Source organism: Stutzerimonas chloritidismutans (genome assembly GCF_020783375.1).
Taxonomy (GTDB): Bacteria; Pseudomonadota; Gammaproteobacteria; order Pseudomonadales; family Pseudomonadaceae; genus Stutzerimonas; species Stutzerimonas kunmingensis.
In genome coordinates, this window is sequence record NZ_CP086067.1 from 942,517 (window position 1) to 964,329 (window position 21,813).

A 21,813-nucleotide genomic window follows, 5' to 3' on the forward strand; every position below is an offset into this window, starting at 1 on the left:
CATGAGACACATCATTTCCCTGCTGATGGAAAACGAACCGGGTGCGCTGTCTCGTGTGGTCGGCCTGTTTTCGCAACGCAACTACAACATCGAAAGCCTCACCGTGGCGCCGACCGAAGACCCGACCCTGTCGCGTCTAACGCTAACCACGGTAGGCCACGAGGAGGTGATCGAGCAGATCACCAAAAACCTCAACAAGCTGGTTGAGGTGGTCAAGCTGGTCGACCTGTCGGAAAGCGCTCATATCGAGCGTGAACTGATGCTGATCAAGGTCAAGGCCACCGGTGCCCAACGCGCCGAGGTCAAGCGCACCACCGATATCTTCCGCGGGCAGATCGTCGACGTGACCACCAGCGTTTATACGATTCAGTTGGCCGGAACCAGTGACAAGCTGGACAGTTTCATCCAGGCCGTTGGCACTGCTTCGATCCTGGAGGTTGTGCGCAGTGGCGTCACCGGGATTTCCCGCGGTGACAAGGTGCTGAGTATCTAACGGCTGGCGGACGCGTCGTCTCTCCAGTCAGTAACGTTTTATCGAATGGCCCACGAGGCCGGCAACAGGGGTAATTCATGAAGGTTTCTTACGATAAAGACTGCGACCTCTCGATCATTCAGGGCAAGAAGGTCGCCATCATCGGTTACGGCTCCCAGGGCCACGCGCACGCGTGCAACCTGAAGGATTCCGGCGTCGACGTCACCGTCGGCCTGCGCCCGGGCTCGTCGTCCATTGCCAAGGCCGAGGCCCATGGCCTGAAGGTCAGCGACGTGCCGGCCGCGGTTGCTGCTGCCGACCTGGTGATGATCCTGACCCCGGACGAGTTCCAGGGCCGCCTGTACAAGGACGAAATCGAGCCGAACCTGAAGCAGGGCGCTACTCTGGCCTTCGCCCACGGCTTCTCGATCCATTACAACCAGGTCGTGCCCCGTGCCGATCTGGACGTGATCATGATTGCTCCCAAGGCGCCGGGCCACACTGTGCGTTCCGAGTTCGTCAAGGGCGGCGGCATCCCTGACCTGATCGCGATCTACCAGGACGCTTCCGGCAATGCCCGCAACGTCGCGCTGTCCTACGCCTGCGGTGTCGGCGGTGGCCGTACCGGCATCATCGAGACTACCTTCAAGGACGAAACCGAAACCGACCTGTTCGGCGAGCAGGCTGTTCTCTGTGGCGGTTGCGTCGAGCTGGTCAAGGCCGGCTTCGAAACTCTGGTCGAGGCTGGCTACGCGCCGGAAATGGCCTACTTCGAGTGCCTGCACGAGCTGAAGTTGATCGTCGATCTGATGTTCGAAGGCGGCATCGCCAACATGAACTACTCGATCTCCAACAACGCCGAGTACGGCGAGTACGTGACCGGCCCTGAGGTGATCAACGCCGAGTCCCGCGCCGCCATGCGTAATGCCCTGAAGCGCATTCAGGACGGCGAGTACGCCAAGATGTTCATCACCGAGGGCGCTGCCAACTATCCGTCCATGACTGCCTACCGTCGCAACAACGCGGCGCACGGTATCGAAGTGGTCGGCGAGAAGCTGCGTGCAATGATGCCTTGGATCGCGGCGAACAAGATCGTCGACAAGAGCAAGAACTGATCGTTCTACTGCTCGAGAAAACGCGGCTTCGGCCGCGTTTTTTCGTTCGGCCTGCCAGGCTTCTGGTATAAAACCCGGCTTTGGCCAGGCTGAACCCCAAGTCTCCAAGACTGGTCGAAATCTATCCGTAACCTGTTGTAGAAGGTGAATGCGCATGAGTGGACAACCCGAAGAGCCGAACAAGCCAGTCGAGCCAGAAAGCATTCTGCCGATCGACGAGCATGTCGAGGAGACCCAAGAGCCTGATGGGCGCAAGGTTCGTCATCGTGGCATCTATCTGCTGCCCAACCTGTTCACCACCGCCAACCTTTTTGCTGGTTTTTTTTCGATCATCACCGCGATTAACGGCAACTTCTACGTGGCCGCCGCCACGGTGTTCGTCGCCATGGTGCTCGATAGTCTGGATGGGCGCGTGGCTCGTCTCACCAATACCCAAAGCGCATTTGGTGCCGAGTACGATTCGCTGTCGGACATGGTTGCCTTTGGTCTGGCCCCCGCAGTGCTGGCGTACGAGTGGGCATTGTCCGAACTGGGTAATGTTGGTCTCACCGTCGCCTTCATATATGTCGCTTGCGCCGCTCTGCGTCTGGCGCGTTTCAATACGCAGATCGGTAAGGTGGACAAGCGCTGGTTCATTGGTCTGGCTAGCCCGGCTGCGGCGGGAGTAGTCGCCGGTTGGGTCTGGGCTGTCTGGGCACTGGATGAGGTTGGTATTCGCGGAGTCGATCTGCCGCTCATATTGGTCATGCTGTTCGCGCTGATGGTCGCGGCCGCAGGTTTGTTGATGGTCAGCAATATCAAGTACTACAGCTTCAAGGATCTCGATTTGAAAGGGCGCGTACCTTTCGTCGCTATCCTGATAGTAGTGCTCGTGTTCGCTGTCGTATTCAGTGATCCGCCCCGCATTCTACTGTTGATCTTCCTGGCGTATGCGGCGTCCGGCCCTGTGCAGTACCTGATGCAGTTGCGCCGCCGCAAGCGTGTCGAGGGTTGATTTTCAACTCGGCTGCGCGTATTGCTCCATCGGAGTCAATACGCGGAGCAACCCATGCTTATCAAGATTCCCGCCTCCGGCGAGTGCCGTGAGTCAGAGGTAACGACCGAGGCTGCTTACTTGAGCCGTCGGCAGATTCTTGGTGGGGTGATGCTTTCGGGGGCTGCCGCCGGATTGCCAGCTCTCGCTAAAGCTTCCGAGCGTTATCCTGGCGTTACATCGGCGCCAGCACCGAAATGGTTCACCGACAAGCTCGCCAGCGCCCGTTGGCAAGCAGTGGTCCCTGACGGCGAAGCCATCACGCCATTTGCGGACGCTTCCCAGTACAACAACTTCTACGAATTTGGCCCCAATAAAGGTGATCCGGCGCGTCATGCTTCGACTTTGAAAGTGGAGCCTTGGTCGGTGTTGATCGACGGTGAGGTCGATCAGCCTGGGCGTTACGCTCTTGAGGAACTGTGCTCGGAAAGCCGACTCCAGGAACGCATCTATCGGCTTCGCTGTGTTGAAGCCTGGTCAATGGTCATCCCGTGGCTGGGATTTCCTTTGGCCGATCTGATTCGCAAGGCCCAACCGCATTCCTCTGCGAAGTTCATTCGTTTCGAAACGGCGTACCGGTCGGAGGAAATGCGCGGAACCCGCTCCGGGTTTGGGCTGATCGATTGGCCCTATGTCGAAGGGTTGCGAATGGATGAGGCCATGCATCCGCTAACGTTGCTTGCAGTCGGGATGTATGGCCGTACGCTACCTAACCAGAATGGGGCGCCGCTGAGGCTGGTGGTCCCTTGGAAGTACGGCTTCAAGAGCATCAAGTCGATTGTACGCATCAGCTTCGTGCGCGAGCAGCCGATTACGACCTGGCAGTCGATGGCGCCGCAGGAATATGGGTTCTACGCCAACGTTAACCCGAAGGTTTCGCATCCGCGATGGTCGCAAGCTCGTGAGCGCCGGCTCCCAGGAAGCCTGTTCAGCACAAACCTCCGGGACACCCAACTGTTCAACGGCTACGCGGAGCAAGTCGCGGGGTTATATAGCTCGATGGATCTCAGTAAGGACTATTGATGCGCTACCCCGTGTGGCGGCCGGCGGTTTTCGCCTGCGCCGCGAGCTTGCCGTTGTATTGGCTGTATCTGGGCTGGCAGTTCGCGCTTGGTCCTGACCCAGGCAAGGTGCTGGTCGATAATCTCGGTGAAGGTGCGCTGGTTTTGCTGCTTCTGACGCTTTCGATGACTCCGATGCAACGGCTGACTGGATGGGGTGGCTGGCTTGCCGTCCGACGTCAGCTCGGACTGTGGTGTTTCACCTATGCACTGCTGCACCTGAGTGGTTATCTATACTTCTTATTGGGTGGCGAGTTTTCTCGTTTGGGCGAGGAAATGCGCGAACGCCCCTATGTTCTGGTCGGTGGACTAGGGTTTGTCGGACTGACCGTCTTGGCGATGACATCATCCCGGTGGAGCATGCGTCGGCTTGGTAAGCGCTGGAAGAAAGTGCATAGGTTGGTTTATCTCATTGTCATTCTTGCGTTGCTGCATATGCTCTGGGTCGTTCGGGCCGACGCGGCCCGTTGGTTTCTCTATGCGGGTATTGCAATGGCGCTGTTTTTCCTGCGTGTTCCAGCGGTGACTAAGACTCTCGCGTCAGTGCGCAGCCGAAAAGGTAGGGGTGAATAAAACTGAAATAAACGGTTGACGTTGATTTTCAGGCTCCTATAATGCGCACCACTTCCGGCGCAGTCCTTAGGCAAAACCTCTTGTAAATCAAAAGGTTAGCGAAATAAAAGGGTTGCACGGATGGCGGATTCGAGTAGAATGCGCCGGGCTGGCAGGGTGGTAGTTGCATCCTGTTGGCGGCTTCGGTCGGGTTGATCGGAAGCGGTTGAAAGAGGTGGTTGACAGCGGTTTTGAACGCTGTATGATTCGCCTCCCGCTGACGAGAGACGCAAGTTGATCTGAAGCGCAAGCGGTTGAGAAGAAAGAAAAACTTCTTCAAAAACAGCTTGACAGGTAACAAGGCTGCTGTAGAATGCGCGGCCTCGGTTGAGACGAAAGACTTTATCGAAACGCTCTTTAACAACTGAATCAAGCAATTCGTGTGGGTGCTTGTGAATGTAAGACTGATGGTCAGATAGATTATCAGCATCACAAAGCAACACTCGTTTATTCGAGAGTTACTCTTTACTTGTAAAGAGATTTGCGATTGCTGAGCCAAGTTTAGGGTTTTCTCAAAACCCAAGCAGTATTGAACTGAAGAGTTTGATCATGGCTCAGATTGAACGCTGGCGGCAGGCCTAACACATGCAAGTCGAGCGGATGAAGAGAGCTTGCTCTCTGATTCAGCGGCGGACGGGTGAGTAATGCCTAGGAATCTGCCTGATAGTGGGGGACAACGTTTCGAAAGGAACGCTAATACCGCATACGTCCTACGGGAGAAAGCAGGGGACCTTCGGGCCTTGCGCTATCAGATGAGCCTAGGTCGGATTAGCTAGTTGGTGAGGTAATGGCTCACCAAGGCGACGATCCGTAACTGGTCTGAGAGGATGATCAGTCACACTGGAACTGAGACACGGTCCAGACTCCTACGGGAGGCAGCAGTGGGGAATATTGGACAATGGGCGAAAGCCTGATCCAGCCATGCCGCGTGTGTGAAGAAGGTCTTCGGATTGTAAAGCACTTTAAGTTGGGAGGAAGGGCATTAACCTAATACGTTAGTGTTTTGACGTTACCGACAGAATAAGCACCGGCTAACTTCGTGCCAGCAGCCGCGGTAATACGAAGGGTGCAAGCGTTAATCGGAATTACTGGGCGTAAAGCGCGCGTAGGTGGTTTGTTAAGTTGAATGTGAAAGCCCCGGGCTCAACCTGGGAACTGCATCCAAAACTGGCAAGCTAGAGTATGGCAGAGGGTGGTGGAATTTCCTGTGTAGCGGTGAAATGCGTAGATATAGGAAGGAACACCAGTGGCGAAGGCGACCACCTGGGCTAATACTGACACTGAGGTGCGAAAGCGTGGGGAGCAAACAGGATTAGATACCCTGGTAGTCCACGCCGTAAACGATGTCGACTAGCCGTTGGGATCCTTGAGATCTTAGTGGCGCAGCTAACGCATTAAGTCGACCGCCTGGGGAGTACGGCCGCAAGGTTAAAACTCAAATGAATTGACGGGGGCCCGCACAAGCGGTGGAGCATGTGGTTTAATTCGAAGCAACGCGAAGAACCTTACCAGGCCTTGACATGCAGAGAACTTTCCAGAGATGGATTGGTGCCTTCGGGAGCTCTGACACAGGTGCTGCATGGCTGTCGTCAGCTCGTGTCGTGAGATGTTGGGTTAAGTCCCGTAACGAGCGCAACCCTTGTCCTTAGTTACCAGCACGTTAAGGTGGGCACTCTAAGGAGACTGCCGGTGACAAACCGGAGGAAGGTGGGGATGACGTCAAGTCATCATGGCCCTTACGGCCTGGGCTACACACGTGCTACAATGGTCGGTACAAAGGGTTGCCAAGCCGCGAGGTGGAGCTAATCCCATAAAACCGATCGTAGTCCGGATCGCAGTCTGCAACTCGACTGCGTGAAGTCGGAATCGCTAGTAATCGTGAATCAGAATGTCACGGTGAATACGTTCCCGGGCCTTGTACACACCGCCCGTCACACCATGGGAGTGGGTTGCTCCAGAAGTAGCTAGTCTAACCTTCGGGGGGACGGTTACCACGGAGTGATTCATGACTGGGGTGAAGTCGTAACAAGGTAGCCGTAGGGGAACCTGCGGCTGGATCACCTCCTTAATCGAAGACTTCAGCTTCTTCATAAGCTCCCACACGAATTGCTTGATTCACTAGCGAAAAGCGATTGGGTTTCGACCCGAGAGAGACGATTGGGTCTGTAGCTCAGTTGGTTAGAGCGCACCCCTGATAAGGGTGAGGTCGGCAGTTCGAATCTGCCCAGACCCACCAATTGTCATGGGATGTGGCCGATCTGTAGATGGGGCCATAGCTCAGCTGGGAGAGCGCCTGCTTTGCACGCAGGAGGTCAGCGGTTCGATCCCGCTTGGCTCCACCATTAACTCGAAAATCGCTGAAAGCTCAGAAATGAGTGCTGCTTACGCATCCTGTGATGTGTGAGGGTATTGATTTCTGGTCTTTGCGCCAGAACTGTTCTTTAAAAATTTGGGTATGTGATAGAAGTAGATTTGAGTGGTCACTTTCACTGGTGATTATTCAAGTCAAGGTAAAATTTGCGTGTTCTCTATGCAAATTTTCGGCGAATGTCGTCTTCACGTTATAGACAGTAACCAGATTGCTTGGGGTTATATGGTCAAGTGAAGAAGCGCATACGGTGGATGCCTTGGCAGTCAGAGGCGATGAAAGACGTGGTAGCCTGCGAAAAGCTTCGGGGAGTCGGCAAACAGACTTTGATCCGGAGATGTCTGAATGGGGGAACCCAGCCATCATAAGATGGTTATCACACACTGAATACATAGGTGTGTGAGGCGAACCAGGGGAACTGAAACATCTAAGTACCCTGAGGAAAAGAAATCAACCGAGATTCCCTTAGTAGTGGCGAGCGAACGGGGATTAGCCCTTAAGCTTCTTTGATTTTAGCGGAACGCTCTGGAAAGTGCGGCCATAGTGGGTGATAGCCCTGTACGCGAAAAGGTCTTAGAAGTGAAATCGAGTAGGACGGAGCACGAGAAACTTTGTCTGAATATGGGGGGACCATCCTCCAAGGCTAAATACTACTGACTGACCGATAGTGAACCAGTACCGTGAGGGAAAGGCGAAAAGAACCCCGGAGAGGGGAGTGAAATAGAACCTGAAACCGTATGCGTACAAGCAGTGGGAGCCTACTTTGTTAGGTGACTGCGTACCTTTTGTATAATGGGTCAGCGACTTATTTTCAGTGGCGAGCTTAACCGAATAGGGGAGGCGTAGCGAAAGCGAGTCTTAATAGGGCGTCTAGTCGCTGGGAATAGACCCGAAACCGGGCGATCTATCCATGGGCAGGTTGAAGGTTAGGTAACACTGACTGGAGGACCGAACCGACTACCGTTGAAAAGTTAGCGGATGACCTGTGGATCGGAGTGAAAGGCTAATCAAGCTCGGAGATAGCTGGTTCTCCTCGAAAGCTATTTAGGTAGCGCCTCGTGTATCACTGCTGGGGGTAGAGCACTGTTTCGGCTAGGGGGTCATCCCGACTTACCAAACCGATGCAAACTCCGAATACCAGCAAGTGTCAGCACGGGAGACACACGGCGGGTGCTAACGTCCGTCGTGAAAAGGGAAACAACCCAGACCGTCAGCTAAGGTCCCAAAATCCTGGTTAAGTGGGAAACGATGTGGGAAGGCTTAGACAGCTAGGAGGTTGGCTTAGAAGCAGCCACCCTTTAAAGAAAGCGTAATAGCTCACTAGTCGAGTCGGCCTGCGCGGAAGATGTAACGGGGCTCAAACCAGGTACCGAAGCTACGGGTTCAACGCAAGTTGAGCGGTAGAGGAGCGTTCTGTAAGCCTGTGAAGGTCAGTTGAGAAGCTGGCTGGAGGTATCAGAAGTGCGAATGCTGACATGAGTAACGACAATGCGAGTGAAAAACTCGCACGCCGAAAGACCAAGGGTTCCTGCGCAACGTTAATCGACGCAGGGTGAGTCGGTCCCTAAGGCGAGGCTGAAGAGCGTAGTCGATGGGAAACGGGTTAATATTCCCGTACTTCTAGTTACTGCGATGGGGGGACGGAGAAGGCTAGGCCAGCAAGGCGTTGGTTGTCCTTGTTTAAGGTGGTAGGCAGAGATCTTAGGTAAATCCGGGATCTTAATGCCGAGAGCTGATGACGAGCTTTCTTTTAGAAAGCGAAGTGGTTGATGCCATGCTTCCAGGAAAAGCCTCTAAGCTTCAGGTAACTAGGAACCGTACCCCAAACCGACACAGGTGGTTGGGTAGAGAATACCAAGGCGCTTGAGAGAACTCGGGTGAAGGAACTAGGCAAAATGGCACCGTAACTTCGGGAGAAGGTGCGCCGGTGAGGGTGAAGTATTTACTACGTAAGCCCATGCCGGTCGAAGATACCAGGCCGCTGCGACTGTTTATTAAAAACACAGCACTCTGCAAACACGAAAGTGGACGTATAGGGTGTGACGCCTGCCCGGTGCCGGAAGGTTAATTGATGGGGTTAGCGCAAGCGAAGCTCTTGATCGAAGCCCCGGTAAACGGCGGCCGTAACTATAACGGTCCTAAGGTAGCGAAATTCCTTGTCGGGTAAGTTCCGACCTGCACGAATGGCGTAACGATGGCGGCGCTGTCTCCACCCGAGACTCAGTGAAATTGAAATCGCTGTGAAGATGCAGTGTATCCGCGGCTAGACGGAAAGACCCCGTGAACCTTTACTATAGCTTTGCACTGGACTTTGAATTTGCTTGTGTAGGATAGGTGGGAGGCTTTGAAGCGTGGACGCCAGTTCGCGTGGAGCCAACCTTGAAATACCACCCTGGCAACTTTGAGGTTCTAACTCTGGTCCGTTATCCGGATCGAGGACAGTGTATGGTGGGTAGTTTGACTGGGGCGGTCTCCTCCTAAAGAGTAACGGAGGAGTACGAAGGTGCGCTCAGACCGGTCGGAAATCGGTCGTAGAGTATAAAGGCAAAAGCGCGCTTGACTGCGAGACAGACACGTCGAGCAGGTACGAAAGTAGGTCTTAGTGATCCGGTGGTTCTGTATGGAAGGGCCATCGCTCAACGGATAAAAGGTACTCCGGGGATAACAGGCTGATACCGCCCAAGAGTTCATATCGACGGCGGTGTTTGGCACCTCGATGTCGGCTCATCACATCCTGGGGCTGAAGCCGGTCCCAAGGGTATGGCTGTTCGCCATTTAAAGTGGTACGCGAGCTGGGTTTAGAACGTCGTGAGACAGTTCGGTCCCTATCTGCCGTGGACGTTTGAGATTTGAGAGGGGCTGCTCCTAGTACGAGAGGACCGGAGTGGACGAACCTCTGGTGTTCCGGTTGTCACGCCAGTGGCATTGCCGGGTAGCTACGTTCGGAAGAGATAACCGCTGAAAGCATCTAAGCGGGAAACTTGCCTCAAGATGAGATCTCACTGGAGCCTTGAGCTCCCTGAAGGGCCGTCGAAGACTACGACGTTGATAGGTTGGGTGTGTAAGCGCTGTGAGGCGTTGAGCTAACCAATACTAATTGCCCGTGAGGCTTGACCATATAACACCCAAACAATTTGGCTGTTAGACGGAAAGTCGACAAACAGACCGAAAATCTGCACGAACACGCAATACCAATTCATCACATACCCGATTGGCTGCAGCGGCTAAACCCCGAGGCAGCAACTGAATTGCTTGACGACCATAGAGCGTTGGAACCACCTGATCCCTTCCCGAACTCAGTAGTGAAACGACGCATCGCCGATGGTAGTGTGGGGTCTCCCCATGTGAGAGTAGGTCATCGTCAAGCTCCTTTCCCAAACCCCCGACCCGCGTAAGCTGGTCGGGGGTTTGCTTTTGGGCTGAAGAAATATCTATCGAGACAGCCAGGGCTGCTTCCGGCTCGGCGTGTAGAAGGGATGGCCGAATAGTGCGGGGCAGGCCGAGGCCGCGCAGGACTTGTTCTGGAGCGTGTCTGCCTGCGATCTATCAAGAGTCGTGGTCATGCCTTCGGATTGCGTCGATGCTGAAATCAGCCGTTGCCGTTTTCTGTTGACGAACGGTTGCGCGACAAGCCGCGGGCCGGTTTGCCCTCTGGTGGCTATGAGTAGGCACCCAGCAGATCGGGTGCCAACGACAACATATCGATAGTCCCACTCGGTCGTTCACTGCTACTGAGTGTCGTCGTCTTCGTCCGACTGACAGCTCACAGCGGCGTGTGCCGCTCGTTTAGAATGAGTGCTTTGCTCGGATATTTGCTATGCCGGAATCGGCTGCTACGCCAGGGCTTGATGAGGTTCCGCTTGACCAGTTAGTCGCTTGCCCTGAATGTGATTTGCTGATGCTCAAGCCGAACCTCAATCTCGGCGAGGTTGCTGAGTGCCCTCGTTGCGGTTGTGAGTTGTTTCGCTTGCGGCATCGAATCGTCGGACCTGGGCTGGCGTTGGTGCTCGCTGCGTTGCTGCTGTACTTCCCGGCCAACTTCCTACCCATCATGAGACTGAATCTGCTCGGCCGGGTTACTGACGATACGGTCTGGAGTGGTGTGCTCAGTTTGTATAACAGCGGCATGCAAGGTATCGCCGTGGTGGTGTTTCTCTGCAGCATGGCTGTGCCGCTACTTAAACTCCTTTGCCAGCTGGCTGTATTGCTCTGCATTGCGGTCGATCAGGCGAAGCCATTGGGCATGCTGCTCTACCGGACGTATCACCATCTACGTGAATGGGGGATGCTGGAGGTTTACCTGCTCGGCATTCTGGTGTCGATCATCAAACTCAGGGACATGGCCGAACTCAGCCTGGGGATCGGGCTGGCGTGCTTTGCCGGTCTGCTGGTCGTTCAGGTCTGGCTGGAGTTGGTGATGTCGCCGCACCAGGTCTGGCAAGCGTTGTCGGAGCGCCGCGATGCGCGCCGCTGATGCTGGGTTGATGGTTTGCCACGAGTGCCATCAGCTCAACCGGGCGGACGCCGGTCAGCGTGATCAGCGATGCGTCCGCTGCGGTGCACGCGTGCATATGCGCAGACCCAACAGCATCGTTCGAACCTGGGCGCTATTGATCACTGCAGCTCTGCTCTACCTGCCGGCGAACCTGCTGCCGATCATGACGGTACGCATGCTGGGCAGTGGCACGCCGGACACAATCATGTCTGGCGTCGTGACCTTGGCCAAGCACGGCATGTTTCCAATAGCCGCCGTGGTGTTCATCGCCAGCATTCTGGTTCCCACGTTCAAACTTGTTGGAATCGCGATGTTGCTGTTTTCAGTACAGCGCCACCATCCAATGTCGCCGCGCCAACGGATATTGGTTTTTCGCTTTATCGAGTGGATCGGACGCTGGTCCATGCTCGATATTTTCGTCATCGCCATTCTGGTGGCGATCGTCAATTTCGGCAGCCTCGCCAGCGTCGAAGCGGGCTTCGGCGCGATAGCCTTTGCCAGCGTAGTCATCCTGACCATGTTGGCTGCGATTACATTTGACCCTCGTCTGATCTGGGATAACACGGAATCCGGGAACAAGCATGACTGACCTGCCACAAGCCAATACTCGCCCTGCCTCCAGCTGGTCGGCCATCTGGATTCTGCCTCTGATCGCACTGGCTATCGGAGCGTGGCTCGCCTGGCAGGCCTATAGCGAGCGAGGCATCCACATCGAGGTCGTCTTCGAGAGTGCCGAAGGGATCGAGATCGGCAAGACGTCGGTGCTCTACAAGGGCATGACGATTGGTGTCGTGCGTGATCTGCGTCTAGGCGACGATGAGCGCCGGCAGGTCGTTGTCGCGGACATCGAGATGAACAAGGACGTCGATGGCTATCTACGCAGCGGCACGCGCTTCTGGCTGGTCAAGCCCAGTGTGACGCTAGCCGGGATTACCGGGCTGGAGACTCTGGTGTCGGGCAACTACATCGGTATCAGCCCTGCTGATGGCGAGACAACGCGGCGTTTCGTTGCGCTGGCGGAAGAGCCGCCGATGTCCGACAGCCGCATCGGCCTGCACCTGACGCTCAAAGCCGAGCGCCTTGGCTCGCTGAATCGCGGCAGTCCGGTGTTCTATCGGCAGATCCAGGTCGGACAGGTCAAGAACTACGTGTTGTCCGAGGACGACAGTACCGTCGAGGTGCAGTTGTATATCCAGCCAGAGTACGCCCATCTGGTGCGCAAACACACGCGATTCTGGAATGCCAGCGGCGTCACCGTGGATGCCGGTCTGACGGGGGTTAAGTTCCGTACGGAGTCTCTGGCTAGCATCGTCGCCGGCGGTATCGCCTTCGCCACGCCATCTCACCGCAAGGACAGCCCTGCGACCGACCCGAGCATTCCGTTCCGCCTTTACGAGGATTTCGATGCTGCCCAGGCCGGTATCAAGACGCTCGTATCGCTGCAGGATTTCGATGGGCTGCAGGCCGGCCGGACGCCTGTCATCTACAAGGGCATGCAGGTCGGTCTGCTGAAGAAGCTGGATATCGATTCCGACCTCAGCGGCGCGCAGGCCGAACTCTCCATCGACCCGCTGTTCGAGGACTATCTGGTAGAGGACACGCAATTCTGGGTGGTCAAGCCATCGGTATCGGTCGCCGGTATTTCCGGGCTCGAGGCCTTGGTGCGCGGCAATTACATCGCTGTTCGCCCCGGCGAGAAGGGCGCAGAAGCCAGGCGCAACTTCGTCGCACGCGCCAAGGCACCACCGCTGGATATACGCTCGCCCGGCCTTCACCTGGTACTGACGGCGGACAACCTCGGTTCGCTGGATGTCGGTAGTCCTGTGCTCTATCGCCAGGTACGGGTTGGCTCCGTGCAGAGTTACCAGTTCTCGCGCGACCAGCAGCGGGTCGTGGTTGGCGTGCACATCGAGCAGCCCTACGCCGGCCTAGTGAACAGTTCGAGCCGGTTCTGGAATGCCAGTGGCATTTCCCTTACCGGCGGGCTTTCCGGTATTGAGGTACGCAGCGAATCGCTGCAGAGCCTGCTGGCCGGGGGCATCGCATTCGAGACGCCGGAGCCGCAAGCTCCGGCTGCCAGAAAGGTGCCCCGATTCAAGTTGCACAAGGACCGGGACAGCGCAATACGGCGCGGTACCTCGATAGAGATTCGTCTCCAGCGCGGCGACGGCCTCGGTGCCGGCACGCCGATCCGCTACAAGGGGCTGGAGGTCGGCGAGGTTGACAGTGTGACCCTGAGCGACGACCTCGGTCACGTCGTGCTGCGTGCTCGGATTACCGCCGCAGAGTCGCGTATCGCTCGTGCGGGCACGCAGTTCTGGGTGGTACGGCCCGAACTGGGCATCATGCGCACCGCCAATCTGGATACGCTGGTCAGCGGTCCCTATCTTGAGGTTGCTCCCGGCAAACCAGGTGCGGCCGCTCAAGCGCGTTTCGTGGGCCAGGAGCGTGAGCCGCAGAAGGCTGGTGAAGGGATCGCCTTGGTCCTCAGCGCTGCGCGTTTGGGTTCGATCAAGCCAGGCAATGCGGTCACCTACCGTGAGGTGAAGGTCGGCGAGGTGACTGGCTACGAGTTGGGGCAGACTGCCGACCGCGTGCTGATCCGCGTACTGATCGAGCCACGTTACGCTGCATTGGTGCATACCGGCAGCCGGTTCTGGGAAACCAGTGGGTTCGGTGTCGACTTCAGTCTGTTCAAGGGCGCCAGCGTGCGTACCGACTCGCTGGAGTCGCTGATCGAGGGTGGCGTTGCCTTTGCCACGCCTGATGGCGAACGCATGGGGCAGCGAGCCTTACCAGGACAGACCTTTGCCTTGTTCAAGGAGCCGCAGGAGGAATGGTTTGACTGGGCGCCGAAGATCGAGCTGGGCCGAGCTGCCAGTGACAAGTGACGATCGATCCGGGACGTTGTTGGTGGGCCGAAGTCCACCCTACGGCGATATCCGGATGTGTATGAAAAAGGGCCCCTCGGGGCCCTTTTCATTACAGGGAGATCAGGCCGGTTCTTCGGTCCTTTGGGCTGAAGCAGTGGCCTGGCTGGCGCCCGGTTCGCGGCGGCTGATGTATTTCCAGTCCGCCTCGTCGATGTAGATCCCGGCCGGCCCGCTGCCGCCTTCCAGGTCGATGGCGACGTGCGCCGAGACTTGCGGCTTCACCGAGGCGAGGATCGGCACGAAGCCCAGCTGCAGGCTGGTTTCGATCAGCGCCTGCTGGTTGCGCTCGTCGATGTCCGCCGCCTCGTCGAGGTAGTAGGGCAGGCGGATGCGCCCAGCCTGCTCGCGATCCATCAGGTGCAGCAACAGATACATGTTGGTCAGCGCCTTGATGGTCATGGTGGTGCCGTTCGACGCTGCGCCATCGATGTCGGTGTGAATCACCGGCTGGCCGCCGACCTTGGTGATCTCGAACGCCAGCTCGAACAGGTCCTTCAGGCCCAGCTGGTTGTTGTTCGCCGCCACCAGCTGCGCCAGATACTCCTTGGCTTCCTCGTTCTTCGCGTCCTGTTCGGAAGACTGGGACAGATCGAACACCGAGAGCGTCTCGCCTTCCTCGTATTGCCCGGCGCTGTGGATGATCTGATCGATATGCTTGAGCGCATCCTTGTTCGGCGCCAGCACGATGCGGAAGCTCGCCAGGTTGGAAACCTGACGCTTGTTGATCTCGCGGTTGAACAGCGCCAGCTGGTGTTCCAGGCTTTCGTAGTCGCTACGGATATTGCGCAGCGTTCGAGCGATGTCGGTGACCGCGGCACGGCGCGCCTTGGCCAGGGTCAGCGCCTCGTCCTGGCGATGCGCGTAGGCGTTGACCAAGAGTTGCAGACGACGCTCGGGATCTTCCTCGCTGTCGAACTTGGCCACGCCTTTCAGGCGCACCTGGGCATACAGCGCCTCGATCTGGCCGTCGACGCGCTGTAGCGCCTGCCAGCTGTCCTGGTAGTCGTTGAGTAGCGGCAGCAGGTTGTCCAGCGAGTCGTCCACCGGATCCATGAACGGCGTGCCGAACGGTAGGTTGGCTGGCAGCAGCTGGCGACGACGCAGGGCGTCTTCCAGCGTGCGCTCCTTGGCTTCCAGATCGGCCAGCTGACGGCCGACCAGCTGCAGCTTGGCGGACAGGTGCTGGACGCGCTCGGCGAAGGCGTCACTGGTGCGCTTGAGTTCTTCCTGGGCTGCCTCGGCCTGGGCCAGCTGCTCCAGCTTTGCCGGCTCTTCTGCGGCCAGGGTCTGGCTGCGGCGGAAGTCTTCCAGCGCTTTCTGCGCATCCAGCACGGCCTGGTACAGCGCCTCGGCCTGGGCCTTGCTCGCAGCGCGGTCGACGGCCACGGCATGCTGGGTCTTGAGCTGCTTGAGCTCGCGCTCGAGACGATCCTTCTGGTCGCGCAGGGCGGCGCGGTCGGCGAGCGCCTGCAAGGCCGGTGGTTCGATATGCGAAAGGTCGATGGACAGGCCCGGCACCGAGAAGGTGTCGCCCTTGAAGCGATCCAGCACCGCTTCGACTGCCTTGACCCAGTCCTCGCCTTCTGCAGTGATGCCTTTCTCACCCAGCGGTAGGCTGAACAGCTGGCCGTTGAACAGGCGCATCAGGCGATCCACATCGGCCTGGGAAAACTCCTCGCGCAAACGCGAATAGCTGTTGTTGTCGGCATGGTCGAGCTGCTGCTTGACCGACTTCAAGCGCTTTTCCAGGTCGCGCAGGCGCTCGTCCAGGTCCTCGCTGGAGAACTGGCGGGACTGCGCCAGTGCACCGGCCAGCTCGTCATGGGCGTCCTTGGCGGCGAGCAGCTGCTGCTCCAGCACATGGGCGTCCTCCACCAGGGTGAAACGGTTCTTCAGCACCGCCAGCTCGCCGAGCCAGCGCTGGGCTTCGCTGATCTCGCGCTCCAGCCGCATCAGCTCGCCGGTCGAACCGCGCTGTTCATTCTGCAGGCCGTCCTGCTCGCGACGGTAGTGCTCGGCCTGGATCACCAGCTCTTCCTTGCGTGCATCGGCGTAGTCGTGCCAGGTGCCGAGCAGGTTGTCGAGCAACGGCGACAGGCGATGCAGCTTGCCGCGCAGCAGCTCGCGCTGGGCGACACCGGAAGCCAGCGCTTCGACCAGCGGGCCGGCGGCGACCAGTGCCTGGTAGTCCTGCTCCATGCGGCGCACGTCGCGGAAGGCTTCTTCGGTGGCTGCGATGTAGTCGACGCTGCCCGAGCGCAGGCTGTGCTCGAAGGCATCGAGGAACAGCTGCTTCAATTTGGCCGCCGTGATCTCGCGCATGTGCAGCAGGTTGATGAACAGCGCGCGGAAGGTCTTCAGGCTCTGCTCGCTGGTCGAGCGCAGCGGGATCAGCGTCATGTCCAACGGGATTGAGGTGTGCCCGCCGACCAGCAGCCGGCGCAGTTCATCCGGCTTGGCCTCGTAGGCCTTGATGCCGGCGCGTTCGAGATTGGCGAACAGCTCGCGCTGGCGCAGGCAGGTGCCGTTCTGCTGGTAATGGTCGAGATCCAGCGAGCCCTGGTAGACGAAGAACTGGTGGCCGAAGCCGCCGCCCGGGCCGCGACCGGCCACGCCGATCACATGCGGGCCGTGGGGCAGCATGACTTCCACCAGGATGTAGCTGGTGTCGCTGGCGAAGTAGAACTTGCGTGACTGCTCGAGGCTGTACTTGCCGAAGCTCATGTCCGACATGCGCGCCAGGATCGGGAACTGCAGCGCGTTGATCGAAGCGGACTTGCCGAGGTTGTTGGCGCCGTAGACCGACAGCGGGTTCTCCAGCGGGAAGATGCCGAGGCTGTAGCCGGCGGTGTTCAGCAGGGCGAAGCGGCGAATGCCGTAGCGTTCCTGGCTCATGCTTCAAGCTCCTTTTCTGCAGCAATGGCGCGGGCGAGGGCGGCTTCTTCGGACTCTTCGACGAGAGCTTCGTCCGGCTCTTCGATAAGGATGATGTCGTCCTCGCTGTCGTCTTCAGCGATCAGCTCCGGCGCTGGTAACGGCAGGTCGCTGCTGTGCAGGCTGGCGGCGAGATCGCGGTCCTGCTGCACCGACAGGCAGACGTCGAGGAAGCGGTGCATCGGTGGCAGGAAGCGGTAGACGCCGTTGCTGTCCTCGGCGAAGCCCAGCTGCGTCAGGCGGCGGATGACCTTTTCTTCCAGCTCTTCCTGCGTGGTGACTTCGGCCTGCAGGAACAGGTCGCGGTACTTGTCCAGCAGCGCCGGCAGTTCATCGCGACCGAGGCTGCCGCCATCGAGCACGGCCAGCGGATCGCGGCCCTGGTCGGCCAGGTGCTCGACGAGGATGAAGGTGAACAGTGCCAGGCGCTGGGCGGTCTTGTTCACCTGCGCGCCCATCTGCTCGGGGACGAAGTAATAGAAGCCGCGCGGATCGCAGACCAGCTCGAAGCCGAGCGCCTTGAACAGTGCGCGGTACTGGTCCTGCATGTTCGACAGCTGCGCGTAGGGCTCCGGCTCGCTGCGGGACAGGTGATAGCCCTTGAACAGCTCGCGGAAGATCGGCGCCAGCTGGGTCATTTCCTTGAGGTCGATGTTCATAAACGTGGCTCACAGGTAATCGTAGGGTGGAAAACGCCAGAGGCTTTTCCACCGGGGAGTTCGGCGTTGGCAAAGGTGGACAAGCTGCGCGTTGCCCACCCTACGTAGGAATCAGCCATTGGCGTTGGCCACCAGCGCAAAGGAGCTGAGGCTGACGCGGTGCTCGCGGGTCAGGTATTCGCGACGCTCCAGGCGATCGCGCTGGAAGCGGCTGTCGCGGGACAGGCGCGAAAACCAGTAGAGCAGCTCGTCTGTGGCACCCTCGGGTTCCTGTTCCAGCAGCCAGGCCATCAGGTCCGGCAGCGGCAGTGCCTGCTGGCAGCGCTCGATCATCTCGCGGGCGGTGCGCGGTGCGCGCGGCTGCTCGCCCTTGCGCTTGCCGCTGGCCCGCGGGAACTGCGCCGGTTTCGGCTCGAAGCGGGCCAGGGCATAGACGTAGGCCTCGACCTGGCTGGCAGTGCCGAGAAAAGTGCTCTGCGGACGGGTGAACAGCGGCAGCGAGGCCTGCGGTACGGCGTCCAGGCCTTTCTTGCGGATCGCCGACAGGGCCAGCGCGGCGCCGCGGGTCACCGCATTGTGCCGGCGCGCTTCCTCGCGCAGCGGCAACAGCAGTTCGCGGGCCTTGCGCAGGGTCAGCTGGGCGGTGGTCTGCATCTCGAGGATGCGCGCGTGGGTGCGCAGCAGGAGGTCGTCGTCCACCAGCTGGCCAAGGCGTTGCTGTTCGCCGAGCAGTTTCATCAGCACCTGCTCGACGCGGTGCACGCCCTGCTCGAAGGCGCCATCGGCGGAGACTAGCTGGATCATCGGCTCGACGTATTCGTCCCAGGTCGCCAACACCTCTGCATAGCGCTGGCGCAGCGGAATCTGGCGGTCGCTGGTCTTGGCCCGGTCGGCCACGGCGACCAGGGCCTGCTCGTCGTTATCGAGCTTCTTCAATACATCGCGCACGCGCATGTCCAGCAGGCGCAGCTGGCGGGCCAGGTCGTTGCCATCGCGAATCTCGAACGCATCGAGGATATGCCCGGCCAGGCGCTCCAGGTGGCGTAGGTAGGCTTCGATCTCCAGGCACAGGCCAAGGCGGTGCTCGCGGCGCAGGTAGGCGAGGAAGTCGTGGATCTGCGCGTTCAGCTCGAAGCGGTTGGGGCTCTTGGCCACCGGCACCAGGATGTCCAGGCGGATCCACTGGTCGAGCAGGGCAGTGATATCGGTGGGCGTGCCTTCGGGCAGCTGCGCGGCCAGCTGATGACGAAGTTCGACCAGGCTCAGGGTGCCGGCGTCGAAACGCTCGCACAGCGGCTCGAGCAACGTCCAGTGTTCAGCGAGGGCACGCAGTACGCGCTTGGGTTCGATCATCGAGGCGCCAGTCCAGCCAGTGAAAAAGCGCGAATTGTACTGCATTGACAGCCCACTGAAGGCCCGCCGGACAATCGGACGCGCTCTGAATGCGGCGCCCGGCAATCAACTGGGTGATTCACTTGAACGTCATTGCAGGCGGGTTAGCTTGTCTAGCATCGGCGCTTGCAGCCATATCGGTGCTGCCGGATGTCCTTGAATGGTGACGAAGTGTTGAAAATCTATTCCGATCTGCGTCGGTAATCGGCACAATTCGCGGCTTTTGCAAACGGGAGCTGCCGGCTCCTGTCCGGCGAAATCCCTTGGGGGCACGTAGACATGATCCAGACGCCGTATTACCTCATTGATAAACAGAAGCTCCTGGGCAACCTGGAGAAGATCGCCTACGTGCGCGAACACTCCGGCGCCAAGGCGCTGCTGGCCCTCAAGTGCTTCGCCACCTGGTCGGTATTCGACCTGATGCAGCAGTACATGGATGGCACCACTTCGTCCTCGCTGTACGAACTCAAGCTCGGCCGGCAGAAGTTCGCCGGCGAAACCCACGCCTACAGCGTGGCCTGGGCCGATGATGAGATCGAAGAGATGGTCGCCAACTGCGACAAGATCATCTTCAACTCCATTGGCCAGCTGGAGCGCTTCGAGGCCGGCACCGAGGGCACCATCCGCGGCCTGCGCGTCAATCCGCAGGTGAGCAGTTCCGACTATCTGCTGGCCGACCCGGCGCGGCCGTTCAGTCGTCTGGGCGAGCACGACCCGGCGAAGATCGAGGCGGTGATCGGCAAGATCAGCGGCTTCATGTTCCACAATAACTGCGAGAACAGCAGCTTCGAGCTGTTCGACCAGATGCTGACCACCATCGAGGAGCGCTTCGGTCACCTGCTGGAAAAGGTCGAGTGGGTCAGCCTCGGCGGCGGTATCCACTTCACCGGCGAAGGCTATCCGCTGGATGCCTTCTGCGCGCGGCTGAAAGCGTTCTCGGAAAAATTCGGCGTACAGGTCTACTTGGAGCCGGGCGAAGCGGCGATCACCATGAGTGCGTCGCTGGAAGTCACGGTGCTCGACACCCTGTACAACGGCAAGAACCTGGCGGTGGTCGACAGCTCCATCGAGGCGCACATGCTCGACCTGCTGATCTATCGCCTCAACGCCAAGATGGCGCCCAACGACGGCGAGCACAGCTACATGGTGTGCGGCAAATCCTGTCTGGCCGGCGACATCTTCGGTGAGTACCAATTCGATCGTCCGTTGGCCATCGGCGATCGGCTGTCGTTCATCGACGCGGCAGGCTACACCATGGTCAAGAAAAACTGGTTCAACGGCCTGAAAATGCCGTCCATCGTGGTAAAGCAGCTCGACGGAAGCGTCGAGGTGGTTCGTGAGTTCGACTTTAACGATTACCTGTCCAGCCTTTCCTGAGGCCGCAGTACAAGGGGGTGAAACAATTGAAGAAAAACGTTCTTATCATTGGTGCAGGAGGTGTCGCCAAGGTGGTGGCCCATAAGTGCGCGCAGCACAACGACGAACTCGGTCGTATTGCTATCGCGTCGCGCAACATCTCCAAATGCCAGGCCATCATCGACAGCGTGCAAGCCAAGGGCGGGCTCAAGCAGCCCGGCGAAATCAAGGCCTATGCGCTGGACGCCATGGACGTGGAAGCGACCAAGGCACTGATTCGTGAAACCGAATCGCAGATCGTCATCAACGTCGGTTCTGCCTTCCTCAACATGTCCGTGCTGCGCGCCTGCATCGACACCGGCGCCGCGTATCTCGATACCGCGATCCACGAAGAGCCGGGCAAGATCTGCGAAACGCCGCCGTGGTATGGCAACTACGAGTGGAAACATCTGGCCGAGTGCCAGGAAAAGGGCGTCACCGCCATCCTCGGCGTCGGTTTCGACCCGGGCGTGGTCAACGCTTACGCTGCCCTGGCGCAGCAGGAATACTTCGACAAGATCGAGTCGATCGACATCCTCGACGTCAACGCCGGTTCCCACGGCAAGTATTTCGCCACCAATTTCGATCCGGAAATCAATTTCCGCGAATTCACCGGTCAGGTTTACAGCTGGCAGAACAGCCAGTGGACGACCAATCGCATGTTCGAGGTCAAACGCACCGACGACCTGCCGGTCGTGGGCGAACAGAGTCTCTACCTGACCGGCCACGACGAGGTGCACTCGCTCTCCAAGCACCTCGATGTACCGAACATCCGCTTCTGGATGAGCTTCGGCGAGCACTACATCAACGTCTTTACGGTGCTGAACAGCCTTGGCCTGCTCTCCGAGCAGCCGGTGCGCACCGCCGAAGGCCTGGAAGTGGTACCGCTCAAGGTGGTCAAGGCCGTATTGCCTGATCCCGCCTCGCTGGCGCCGGGCTATACCGGCAAGACCTGCATTGGCGATCTGGTCAAGGGCACGAAGGACGGGCAGCCTCGCGAGCTGTTCATCTACAACGTTGCCGACCATGAAGAAGCCTATGCCGAGACCGACAGCCAGGGCATCTCCTACACCGCCGGCGTACCGCCGGTTGCCGCCGCGCTGCTGGTAGCGCGTGGCGAGTGGGATGCGCAGCGTATGGTCAACGTCGAAGAGCTGCCGGCCCAGCCGTTCCTCAAGCTGCTCGATGTGATGGGTCTGCCGACCCGGATCAGGGATGAGCACGGCGACCGGGCCTGGGATCAGTAAGCCAGCGACAAGTTGCACGCAAGAGCGAAAGGCCCCGCTGCTCTGGTAGCGGGGCCTTTTGCTTTGTTGGCGGCGCGGCGGTGGATGTAAAAAGCGA

General features: G+C 58.7%; 13 protein-coding genes, 2 tRNA genes and 3 rRNA genes. 15 read left to right on the top strand and 3 right to left on the bottom strand.

Features of this window, described 5'->3' with window-relative positions:
- Window position 1: 1 nt before the first annotated feature.
- From ilvN to LLJ08_RS04350, 13 genes are all read left to right on the top strand, one after another.
- A complete protein-coding gene (ilvN, locus tag LLJ08_RS04290) occupies window positions 2-493 on the top strand; it encodes an acetolactate synthase small subunit (protein WP_003279875.1) in 492 nt (163 codons plus the stop codon).
- Window positions 494-570: 77 nt separating this feature from the next.
- On the top strand, window positions 571-1,587 hold the full coding sequence (gene ilvC, locus LLJ08_RS04295; RefSeq protein ID WP_003303406.1) for a ketol-acid reductoisomerase: 1,017 nt from the start codon (window positions 571-573) through the stop codon (window positions 1,585-1,587).
- A 154-nt stretch (window positions 1,588-1,741) separates the two neighbouring features.
- A complete protein-coding gene (pssA, locus tag LLJ08_RS04300; RefSeq protein WP_014819285.1) occupies window positions 1,742-2,581 on the top strand; it encodes a CDP-diacylglycerol--serine O-phosphatidyltransferase in 840 nt (279 codons plus the stop codon).
- A gap of 54 nt (window positions 2,582-2,635) precedes the next feature.
- Entirely contained in the window at window positions 2,636-3,643 is a 1,008-nt protein-coding gene (gene msrP / locus LLJ08_RS04305; protein WP_228208287.1) for a protein-methionine-sulfoxide reductase catalytic subunit MsrP, read from the top strand.
- Window positions 3,643-4,254: a protein-methionine-sulfoxide reductase heme-binding subunit MsrQ gene (gene msrQ, locus LLJ08_RS04310; protein ID WP_228208288.1), complete on the top strand. Its 612-nt coding sequence runs from the start codon at window positions 3,643-3,645 to the stop codon at window positions 4,252-4,254. The genes msrP and msrQ overlap by 1 nt, the downstream gene beginning before the upstream one ends.
- 570 nt (window positions 4,255-4,824) lie before the next feature.
- Window positions 4,825-6,361: ribosomal RNA gene (locus tag LLJ08_RS04315) — 16S ribosomal RNA — on the top strand.
- A gap of 91 nt (window positions 6,362-6,452) precedes the next feature.
- Window positions 6,453-6,529, top strand: a tRNA-Ile gene (locus tag LLJ08_RS04320).
- Between the two features lie 30 nt (window positions 6,530-6,559).
- A tRNA-Ala gene (locus LLJ08_RS04325) sits at window positions 6,560-6,635 on the top strand.
- Window positions 6,636-6,888: 253 nt separating this feature from the next.
- A 23S ribosomal RNA gene (locus tag LLJ08_RS04330) occupies window positions 6,889-9,779 on the top strand.
- A 133-nt stretch (window positions 9,780-9,912) separates the two neighbouring features.
- Window positions 9,913-10,028 (top strand): 5S ribosomal RNA (gene rrf, locus LLJ08_RS04335).
- The 16S, 23S and 5S rRNA genes sit together here with 2 tRNA genes alongside, the layout of an rRNA operon.
- 450 nt (window positions 10,029-10,478) lie before the next feature.
- Window positions 10,479-11,135, top strand: coding sequence for a paraquat-inducible protein A (locus tag LLJ08_RS04340; RefSeq protein WP_101277021.1), 657 nt, complete (start codon window positions 10,479-10,481; stop codon window positions 11,133-11,135).
- Window positions 11,122-11,745: a paraquat-inducible protein A gene (locus LLJ08_RS04345; protein WP_042927444.1), complete on the top strand. Its 624-nt coding sequence runs from the start codon at window positions 11,122-11,124 to the stop codon at window positions 11,743-11,745. Before LLJ08_RS04340 ends, LLJ08_RS04345 begins: the two co-directional genes overlap by 14 nt.
- Window positions 11,738-14,047, top strand: a complete 2,310-nt coding sequence (locus LLJ08_RS04350) for a PqiB family protein (RefSeq protein WP_228208289.1) — start codon at window positions 11,738-11,740, stop codon at window positions 14,045-14,047. Before LLJ08_RS04345 ends, LLJ08_RS04350 begins: the two co-directional genes overlap by 8 nt.
- Before the next feature lie 102 nt (window positions 14,048-14,149).
- Here the strand turns inward: LLJ08_RS04350 and mksF are convergent, their stop codons facing one another.
- From mksF to mksB, 3 genes are all read right to left on the bottom strand, one after another.
- A complete protein-coding gene (mksF, locus tag LLJ08_RS04355) occupies window positions 14,150-16,984 on the bottom strand; it encodes an Mks condensin complex protein MksF (RefSeq protein ID WP_228208290.1) in 2,835 nt (944 codons plus the stop codon).
- Window positions 16,981-17,682, bottom strand: coding sequence for an Mks condensin complex protein MksE (gene mksE / locus LLJ08_RS04360; protein WP_228208291.1), 702 nt, complete (start codon window positions 17,680-17,682; stop codon window positions 16,981-16,983). The genes mksF and mksE overlap by 4 nt, the downstream gene beginning before the upstream one ends.
- 111 nt (window positions 17,683-17,793) lie before the next feature.
- Window positions 17,794-19,080, bottom strand: coding sequence for an Mks condensin complex protein MksB (mksB, locus tag LLJ08_RS04365; RefSeq protein ID WP_041016180.1), 1,287 nt, complete (start codon window positions 19,078-19,080; stop codon window positions 17,794-17,796).
- Window positions 19,081-19,353: 273 nt separating this feature from the next.
- Here mksB and LLJ08_RS04370 point away from each other — a divergent pair, with 273 nt between their 5' ends.
- Complete coding sequence (locus LLJ08_RS04370) at window positions 19,354-20,451, top strand: carboxynorspermidine decarboxylase (RefSeq protein WP_228208292.1); 1,098 nt, start codon at window positions 19,354-19,356, stop codon at window positions 20,449-20,451.
- A gap of 26 nt (window positions 20,452-20,477) precedes the next feature.
- Window positions 20,478-21,716 carry a saccharopine dehydrogenase family protein gene (locus tag LLJ08_RS04375; RefSeq protein ID WP_179485800.1) on the top strand — a complete coding sequence of 413 codons (1,239 nt, stop codon included), beginning with the start codon at window positions 20,478-20,480 and terminating at the stop codon, window positions 21,714-21,716.
- The last annotated feature ends 97 nt before the right edge of the window (window positions 21,717-21,813 follow it).